Annotated in this window: 7 protein-coding genes; 3 read left to right on the forward strand and 4 right to left on the reverse strand. The window is 63.7% G+C overall.

Annotated features, from left to right (window positions below; all coding sequences use genetic code 11):
* The first annotated feature begins 20 nt into the window (after positions 1 to 20).
* Positions 21 to 929, forward strand: a complete 909-nt coding sequence (locus EN994_RS13095) for a LysR family transcriptional regulator (RefSeq protein ID WP_063169176.1) — start codon at positions 21 to 23, stop codon at positions 927 to 929.
* Here EN994_RS13095 and EN994_RS13100 read toward each other — a convergent pair.
* The 3 genes from EN994_RS13100 to EN994_RS13110 form a co-directional block, all read right to left on the reverse strand.
* Positions 893 to 2,068 (reverse strand): MFS transporter, encoded by a 1,176-nt coding sequence (locus EN994_RS13100; RefSeq protein WP_063170353.1) that lies wholly within the window; start codon positions 2,066 to 2,068, stop codon positions 893 to 895. The genes EN994_RS13095 and EN994_RS13100 overlap by 37 nt on opposite strands.
* Before the next feature lie 117 nt (positions 2,069 to 2,185).
* Positions 2,186 to 2,494, reverse strand: coding sequence for a DUF1244 domain-containing protein (locus tag EN994_RS13105; protein WP_063170352.1), 309 nt, complete (start codon positions 2,492 to 2,494; stop codon positions 2,186 to 2,188).
* Positions 2,495 to 2,505: 11 nt separating this feature from the next.
* Positions 2,506 to 3,303: an N-formylglutamate amidohydrolase gene (locus EN994_RS13110; protein ID WP_024502956.1), complete on the reverse strand. Its 798-nt coding sequence runs from the start codon at positions 3,301 to 3,303 to the stop codon at positions 2,506 to 2,508.
* A 245-nt stretch (positions 3,304 to 3,548) separates the two neighbouring features.
* Here EN994_RS13110 and EN994_RS13115 point away from each other — a divergent pair, with 245 nt between their 5' ends.
* Together EN994_RS13115 and pyk are read left to right on the forward strand one after the other, a co-directional pair.
* Positions 3,549 to 4,037, forward strand: a complete 489-nt coding sequence (locus EN994_RS13115) for a DUF1036 domain-containing protein (protein WP_063169175.1) — start codon at positions 3,549 to 3,551, stop codon at positions 4,035 to 4,037.
* On the forward strand, positions 4,034 to 5,470 hold the full coding sequence (gene pyk, locus EN994_RS13120) for a pyruvate kinase (RefSeq protein WP_013529204.1): 1,437 nt from the start codon (positions 4,034 to 4,036) through the stop codon (positions 5,468 to 5,470). Before EN994_RS13115 ends, pyk begins: the two co-directional genes overlap by 4 nt.
* 42 nt (positions 5,471 to 5,512) lie before the next feature.
* Here pyk and EN994_RS13125 read toward each other — a convergent pair whose 3' ends face one another.
* Positions 5,513 to 6,577 (reverse strand): alpha/beta hydrolase, encoded by a 1,065-nt coding sequence (locus tag EN994_RS13125; protein WP_063169174.1) that lies wholly within the window; start codon positions 6,575 to 6,577, stop codon positions 5,513 to 5,515.
* Between the last annotated feature and the right edge of the window lie 24 nt (positions 6,578 to 6,601).

Raw genomic sequence — 6,601 nt, forward strand, 5'->3', positions numbered from 1 at the left:
GTTCTGATATTCATAAATGAATGGCAGAAATCGACTGGAACCTGATCAAGAGCTTTGTCACCGTGGCGGAATCCGGCAGCCTGTCGGCTGCCGCGCGAAAGCTTTCGGCCAGCCAGCCGACGCTTGGCCGTCACATCGGCGAGTTGGAACAGGCGCTGGGCGTCACGCTGTTCCGTCGAGGACGGCACGGCTACGAACTGACGGAGGCCGGCAGCACGCTGTTGGAACGCGGCAAGGCGGTCAGCGAGCAGGCAAGCGCCTTCTCACTCCTGGCACTGGGTTCGGTCGAGGCTATCGAAGGCACGGTGCGTATCGCCGCCAGCGAGGTCGTGGCGGCCTATGTCCTGCCTGAGATGACGATGCGGCTGGGGATCGAGGAGCCCGGCATCGAGGTCGAGATCGTCGCTTCCAATCAGGTTGAGAACCTGCTGCGTCGAGATGCCGACATCGCCATCCGCATGGTCAAGCCGGCGCAGAACGAGCTGATGGCACGCAAGGTCTGCGACATCGAGCTCTGCGCCTGCGCGGCCAAATCCTATCTCGACAGGCGCGGCCGTCCGCTGAAGCCTGCCGATCTTGTCGGCCACGATCTGGTCGGCTTCGACCGCGGCGACGAGATCATCAGGGGTTTTACCCAGCACGGCATCCCCGTCACCCGGAGCAGCTTCCGCTTCAGGACCGACAACCAGATGGTTTTGTGGGAAGCGGTGCGGGCGGGAAACGGCATTGGTCTTGGCCAGGAGCCGCTGGCCGACAGGGATCCTTTGATTGAGAAGGTGCTGCCTGACCTGCCGCTGCCAGTTCTGCCGGTGTGGCTGGCGATGCATCGCGACGTGCGTACCAGCGTGCGCATCCGCCGTGTGGTGGATTTCCTTCACGAGGAGCTGAAACGCTATTCTGCGGGTGCTGGCGCGAATTCGGCGCGGTGAGCGAGCCCGGCCATCAGCAACACGATGATCAGCAGTCCCGACATGGTGATGAAGATCGGGCCGAAGCTGGAATGCTCGGCAACGAAGCCGATCGCCGACGGCGCCACCAGTATGCCGCAGTATCCGATCGTTGTGACCACGCTCATGCCGGTGCCGGAAGACATGCCTTCCTGGTTGCCGCCGGCCGAAAAGATGATCGGCACCATATTGGCGATGCCGAAGCCGCAAAAGGCAAAGGCTGCAATGGCGAGCCAGGGCGAGGGCGCCAGGCCAGCCACCAGCATGCCGACCGCGGCTACGAGGGCCGACGCGCGTAGCGTCGTCACCGCGCCGAAGCGATTGCGTATGCCGTCGCCGAAGAACCGCGTAACCGCCATGACGCCTGAAAATCCGGCGTAGGCGAGGCCGGCGACGGCGAGATCGGCGCCGAGCTCCTGGCGCAGATACAGGGCTGCCCAGTCGAGCACCGCGCCCTCGGAGATCATCGCCAGTAACGCCATCAGCCCGATCAGATAAACCAGCGGGTTTGCCGGCAGTGCGAATTTGTGGTGCTCGGCCGCCTGCGGTCTGTCTTCGGCGAGGAGATAGCGAACGGCCACCGCGATCACCGCGAAGGCAAACGCCGTTACTGCCGCCGCGTGGACGAGGTGGCCGTAATGCTGGATGGCAAAGCCGCCGAGGCCGCCACCGGCAAAACCGCCGAGACTCCAGAAGCCGTGCGAAGACGACATGACGGCGCGGGAGAGCCGCCGTTCGACCACCACGGCGTTGGCATTCATCGCAACGTCCATGCCACCGATCGAGCCGCCGAAGATGATCATGGCAACGGCCGCCAAGGGTACGTCGGGCGCCAGCGCCACGACCATGAGACCGAGGCTGCCGCACAGGGCGAACCAACGCAGTACGGTGCGCGAACCATGTCTGGAGATCAAATGGCCACACCAGGTCATCGCGACGACGGCGCCGACCCCAAACAACAGAATCAGCAGACCGAGCGTGAACTTCGAAATCTCCAGCCGGGTCAGGAACACCGGAATCTGCGGCGCCCAGCTGCCCGTCAGGAAGCCGTTGGCGAGGAAAATGGCCGCGAGCGCCCATCGGCCGCGAATGGCAGTCAGCTTGGCAGTTGACGCGTTCATGAGGCGAATCCCGCAAGAAATGGCTTCGCGCGGCAAATTAGATCGATTCAATTTTCAGTCAAGGCTCTTTCGGGAAGCATTTTTTGAGCCAAACACAGCCTTGAGTGATCGCCGGCCTTAATGGTCCTTGTGGCGCCTTGCCTCGAATTCGGCCTTCTTGGCGTCGGAGGCCTCGGTCTGGTTGAGCGCCTGCCATTGCGCATAAGGCATGCCGTAGACGATCTCGCGCGACTGATCCTTGGTGAGACCGACGCCCTCGGCATTGGCCGCCTCGCGATACCAGTTCGACAGGCAGTTGCGGCAGAAGCCGGCGAGGTTCATCAGGTCGATGTTCTGCACGTCGTTGCGTTCGCGCAGATGCTCGACCAGCCGGCGGAAGGCGGCCGCCTCGAAATCGCGTTGCTGCTCGTCGCTGAGTTCGGTCATCGAAACCTCCGTCATAGCGGCCCGGTGCGCGAGCCGAACATCTTCACCACATGTATATCGGGACGGCGGTCGATGGCGTCAACGATCGGCGCCAGCCGTTCGGCCCAGGCGAGCGCGCCCTTCTGGTCCGATATCAAATCCTGTCGGATCTCGATCAGCGCATGGGCGAAGCCGTTGACGATGGCGTGCTTGTACATGGTGTCGCCGCGCAGCGCGCCGTCATAGGGTTCGTTGTCGCCGACGACGAGGTTCCTGTCCTGCGCCAGCATGTCTATCAACGGCCGCGCCACGCGGTCGTCGAGGTCCCACAGGATGCCGACGTGCCAAGGACGCTGGATTCCTTGCATGGCCGGGGTGAAGGAATGCACCGAGAAGATGAAGGGCGCCTGGGCGGAAGCCTGTGCGACCGAGGCGATCATGGCGCTGACGGCGTCGTGATAGGGCCGGTAGAACCCGTCGAGCCGCCTCTCGCGCTCCTCGGCAGCGATGGGGTAGTTCCCAGGTACGACCGTGCCGTCATAAAGCTGGCGAATGAGCGTCGGGTCGTCTTCGCCGCGATTGGGATCGATCAGCAGCCGCGAAAAATTGGCGAGCACCGCTGGCACGCCCAGCAGGGCAGCCAGTTCGCGCGTCACGCCCTCGACGCCGATGTCATAGGCGATGTGGCGGTCGAACTCCGCTGAGGGCAGGCCGAGGCTGCCATAGTCGTCGGGCAGGTCGCGACGGGCATGATCGCCCAACAGCACGATGCCTCGCTTGCGGTCGCCCTCGATGATGTCGAAAGGCGCGAAAACTGTGGATCGGGTCATTGGCGGGAAATGGTCTGTTCGCTGGCTTCCGGGGAGGATGCTATCGTCATTCCACGAAGACGACGCTTGCGCAATGCCGTTGTTTGGCCAAGGTTTCCCGGGAAATCTGGCACAAGTCGGCGAATTGTGCGCCGGAGCCTTTCTAAATCGATTGGAATTGGACAAAACGGTGCGTTGACATGCGCCCGGACTTTTCCGAAAAGGGGCGCAGAGAGATGCTGATGTGGTTTTTGAGGGGTTTTCGGATGAGTTCCGCCGGCGGGCAGCGCATGCGCTCTGCCTTTGCCATGCCGCTCCTCACTCTTGCCATCGGCCTGCCGGCCATGGTCGTGGCTTCGCCGGCGCGTGCCGATTTCCGCGTCTGCAACGCCACGCAGAACCTGGTTGGTGTCGGCATCGGCTATCGCGCCAAGGCCGGCTGGATCACTGAAGGCTGGTGGCACATCGAGGGATCGAGCTGCAAGACGCTGATCGAAGGGCCGCTGTCATCAAGGTTTTACTATCTTTATGCAGAAGACGCCGAACGCGGTGGACGCTGGGACGGCCCGATCAACATGTGCGTGGCTGAAAAAGAGTTCAAGATCGCAGGCGTAACCGACTGCGTCGCCCGGGGCTTTCAGCGCGCCGGATTCCAGGAATATGACACGGGCGAACAGGCAAGCTGGATGGTCCAGCTGACCGATGAGTCCACAACGGGAGGCGCTCCAGCCACCCCGGGAACAAACAGTCAATGAGACGTAGCCGCAAGGTCAAGATCCTAGCCACCATCGGTCCTGCCTCCTCCTCGGAGGAGATGCTGAAGAAACTGTTCGAAGCGGGCGCCGATGTGTTCCGCATCAATATGAGCCATACCGACCATGAACTGATGCGCACGCTGGTCGGACGCATCCGCGCTGTCGAGGAAGCCGTTGGCAGGCCGATCGGCATCCTCGCCGATCTGCAAGGGCCAAAGCTGCGCGTCGGCAAGTTCGCCAACGGCAAGGAAGTGCTGACGCAAGGCCAGACCTTCACGCTCGACGACAATCCCGAGCCCGGCACCTCGACCAGGGTCTATCTGCCGCATCCGGAAATCCTGAGCTCGGTCGAAGCCGGCCATCGCCTGCTGATCGACGATGGCAAGCTCGAGCTGAAGGCGGTGAAGAGCGACGGCAAGTCGATCGTCTGCACCGTCGTCGCCGGCACCACGATTTCCGACAAGAAGGGCGTCAGCCTGCCTGACACCGACCTGCCGGTCGGCGCGTTGACCGAGAAGGACCGCAAGGACCTCGATGCCGTGCTGGCCACAGGCGTAGACTGGGTGGCGCTGTCCTTCGTGCAACGGCCGGAGGATCTGGCCGAAGCGCGCAAGATCGCACGCGGCCGGGCGCTGATCATGGCCAAGATCGAGAAGCCGCAGGCTGTCGCCCGGCTGGCCGAAATCATCGAACTGTCCGACGCGCTGATGGTCGCCCGCGGCGATCTCGGCGTCGAGATGCCGCTCGAGGCGGTGCCCGGTATCCAGAAGCAGATCACGCGCGCCGCACGCCGCGCCGGCAAGCCGGTGGTGGTTGCAACGCAGATGCTGGAATCGATGATCACGGCACCGGTGCCGACCCGCGCCGAGGTGTCCGATGTTTCGATCGCCGTCTTCGAAGGCGCCGATGCCATCATGCTGTCGGCGGAATCGGCGGCGGGTGCCTATCCCGTCGAGGCCGTGGCAATGATGAACCGTATCGCCACCAAGGTCGAGACCGATCCGACCTATGCCGGCATCATCAACGCCCAGCGCTCCGAGCCGGAAGCGACCGGCGCCGACGCCATTTCGCTGGCCGCGCGCGAGATCGCCGAAACGCTGAAGCTGTCGGCGATCATCACCTACACCGCATCAGGCACCACAGGCCTGCGCGCCGCCCGCGAGCGGCCGCAAGTGCCTGTTATCGCGCTGTCGCCGATCCTCAACACGGCGCGGCGGCTGTCGCTTTTGTGGGGCACGCATTGCGTTGTCTCGCCCGACGCCGTCGACCTCGACGACATGGTCAACCGCGCCTGCCGCATCGCCTTCGACGAAGGCTTCGGCAAGCCGGGCGACCGCGTCATCATCACCGCGGGCGTACCGCTGCGGACACCGGGTTCGACCAACATGCTGCGCATCGCCTATATCGGGTCGGACACACAAGTCAGCCGCTAGATTCCCAAAGCGTGTCGGCTCTGAACGGTTCGGGCGACCGCCTTAGGTCGGCGCGAGTTCGGCCTGCGGTACCTTGATATCGGCGCATCTGCCGGCGCCGTAGGCGTCGCCGGCGATGCGCGCCTCCACGGTCCTGGCCATCGCCTGCAGGTCGACACTCTTGCCGGCGACCTTCTCGATGGCGCCGACGGTCAGGTCGGGCGCCATCCAGTCTGGCTTGTGACCGAGATTGTGCACCCAGACGAGTTCGGCACCGGCAATGTCGCGCGCCAGACCGACCGAATGGATATGTGCATAGACCACCTTGTCGCGATCGCCTGAAATGACCACGGTTGGCGCCTTGATCTCGTTGTAGCGCGGTGCGGCGTCGAGGGCATAGCGATAGAGCCCGGCGACATCGGTGGCGTTGGCGCGAAAGGCTTTTGGTCGCAGCACCAGCGGGATAGAGGCCATTCCGAGATAATTGTCCGGCACCTTGTTGGGCGAGAAAACGCAGGTGGTGGCGTCGGCCATCTGCAGTGTACCGGCCGGATAGGTCAGCGTTTCGGAAAACAGCCAGCCGAGCACGGGAATGGTGGTCAGATCGTAGTACCAGGCGGTTGCGCCGCCCGGCCATGGATGGGTCGCCGGTGCGAGGAAGACCAGTCCAAGTGTCTTGTCTGGATGCTCGCGGCCAAAGGCCGATGTCACCACGCCGCCGAAGGAATGGCCGACGATGACAGCCTTCCTGATGCCGAGATGGTCCATCAGTGCGGCAATGGTGTTGGCCTGCGCCGACGGGTTCTCGTTGTTGGTGCCGCGACCCGACCAGCCGTGGCCTGGCCGGTCGAAGAACAGCATTTCGGCGCGGCCTTCGAGCAAGGGACGCAGCGGCAGCATCTGGTCCCTGAGATTGGCGCTGGCGCCGTGGATGAAGACGATCGGCGGCAGCTCGGCGTTGGCGGGTGCCGGAACATGGACATAGTGGATGCGGGCGCCGTCGATGTCGGCGAACTCGCCGAACGGCGGATCGCGGTGCTCGATCAACCATGAGCCGACGCGGGTGATGCCGACAAAGCCGAAGACAAGCGCCATCAGGAAGGCAAGGGCGGCGTAGATCAGGTTCATGGGGAAGATACGGAAGTGGAGGGG

Source organism: Mesorhizobium sp. M7A.F.Ca.CA.002.09.1.1, assembly GCF_003998555.1.
In the GTDB taxonomy this organism is placed as follows: domain Bacteria; phylum Pseudomonadota; class Alphaproteobacteria; order Rhizobiales; family Rhizobiaceae; genus Mesorhizobium; species Mesorhizobium ciceri.

What these genes read in the sequence shown, in the direction of transcription:
- EN994_RS13095 (WP_063169176.1), top strand. Translation starts at nt 21, where the DNA reads ATGGCAGAAATCGACTGGAACCTGATCAAGAGCTTTGTCACCGTGGCG.
- EN994_RS13100 (WP_063170353.1), bottom strand. Translation starts at nt 2,068, where the DNA reads ATGAACGCGTCAACTGCCAAGCTGACTGCCATTCGCGGCCGATGGGCG.
- EN994_RS13105 (WP_063170352.1), bottom strand. Translation starts at nt 2,494, where the DNA reads ATGACCGAACTCAGCGACGAGCAGCAACGCGATTTCGAGGCGGCCGCC.
- EN994_RS13110 (WP_024502956.1), bottom strand. Translation starts at nt 3,303, where the DNA reads ATGACCCGATCCACAGTTTTCGCGCCTTTCGACATCATCGAGGGCGAC.
- EN994_RS13115 (WP_063169175.1), top strand. Translation starts at nt 3,549, where the DNA reads ATGAGTTCCGCCGGCGGGCAGCGCATGCGCTCTGCCTTTGCCATGCCG.
- pyk (WP_013529204.1), top strand. Translation starts at nt 4,034, where the DNA reads ATGAGACGTAGCCGCAAGGTCAAGATCCTAGCCACCATCGGTCCTGCC.
- EN994_RS13125 (WP_063169174.1), bottom strand. Translation starts at nt 6,577, where the DNA reads ATGAACCTGATCTACGCCGCCCTTGCCTTCCTGATGGCGCTTGTCTTC.